General features: G+C 44.1%; 3 protein-coding genes. 2 read left to right on the top strand and 1 reads right to left on the bottom strand.

Features of this window, described 5'->3' with window-relative positions; all coding sequences use genetic code 11:
* The first annotated feature begins 155 nt into the window (after window positions 1-155).
* Window positions 156-353 carry a hypothetical protein gene (locus F6K51_RS38015; protein ID WP_075897041.1) on the top strand — a complete coding sequence of 66 codons (198 nt, stop codon included), beginning with the start codon at window positions 156-158 and terminating at the stop codon, window positions 351-353.
* Between the two features lie 87 nt (window positions 354-440).
* Window positions 441-602 carry a hypothetical protein gene (locus F6K51_RS38010; RefSeq protein WP_293031529.1) on the top strand — a complete coding sequence of 54 codons (162 nt, stop codon included), beginning with the start codon at window positions 441-443 and terminating at the stop codon, window positions 600-602.
* Here F6K51_RS38010 and F6K51_RS38005 read toward each other — a convergent pair.
* On the bottom strand, window positions 587-1,077 hold a 491-nt coding region (locus F6K51_RS38005; RefSeq protein ID WP_293031526.1), incomplete at its 5' end, for a carotenoid oxygenase family protein. The genes F6K51_RS38010 and F6K51_RS38005 overlap by 16 nt on opposite strands.

Genomic DNA, 1,077 nt, shown 5'->3' with positions numbered 1-1,077 from the left:
TGATGCAGTTTTCTCGCATAAAACATCTTTGAATTAGCTGTTTGATTGGGATAAATACGAAATGTCTGCCTAAGATTCGCCATAAATTAAATCACATCCTTTAACTCCGTGCTCTTTACCTGCTATCTTATTAGTATAGTTGATGAGAAATATAAATGTCAAGCACAAAAAGGAAAAATCCTCAGAAAAGAATGAGGGGAGCACCCGCTCATTATGACGAACTAAAAAGACAACACGGAATTTGGCTTACAGACAGCACTTGGAAATGGTTGCAGCTAGCAGCTAAAGACTCTGGGGTAAGCGTTGGAGAATACATAGAGAGCTGGGTCAGAAAACAGATCTCTGGTATTTGAAGGGGCTATCCATCCCCCACCTGAACGTTCGCGTAGCGTGGCCTACGGCCAGGTGGGGGAATTTCGCCCCCTCAAACTCCCCCTATCTTGTTAAAGTCTAAACCCTCAACCTGTAACCTTCAACCTTGGCCTTTTGGCCACGCTACGCGAACAACCTGTAACCTTGGCCTTTTGGCCACGCTACGCGAACAACCTGTAACCTTAAACCTTAAACCTTCAACCTTCTTAAACCTTCAACCTTCAACCTGATTCAACCCAACTCCCAACAACTCACCACTCCAGCTACCATGTAAACCGTAAGGGATATGATGCTTCAAGTGCAGTCGTGCTATCGGTCCACTAGTTAAATCACAACCATCTAAAATTACTAGATCCGACCGGTGATGACTAGCATCATATACTAAGGTCAATACCCAACCATCATCTTCTCGTTCAGCATTGGGTCGTGGCACAAACATTGGTTCATTTACAAAACCCTTTGGCGCAGCACTCCAGAATTGTTGTGTCTTTGTTTCCATATCTATTTTTAGAATCCCTTGTAATGGCGCATTACCGGTGGGACGATCAGTAGCTCCGATAAATAAGTAGCGATAGGGATGTCCGACACAATTAGGGTTAATGATGGGAAACTCGCAACAGCGCTCTTCTAATAACTTACTCCCTACGGTTTTGTCAGTTAAGTTCAACGTAAAGCGCCAGAGTTGTCCTGGTGCGTTCGTATTCA

This window comes from Moorena sp. SIO3I8, from assembly GCF_010692325.1.
In the GTDB taxonomy this organism is placed as follows: domain Bacteria; phylum Cyanobacteriota; class Cyanobacteriia; order Cyanobacteriales; family Coleofasciculaceae; genus Moorena.
This window is presented reverse-complemented; position numbering and strand designations above follow the sequence as displayed.

What these genes read in the sequence shown, in the direction of transcription:
- F6K51_RS38015 (WP_075897041.1), top strand. Translation starts at nt 156, where the DNA reads ATGTCAAGCACAAAAAGGAAAAATCCTCAGAAAAGAATGAGGGGAGCA.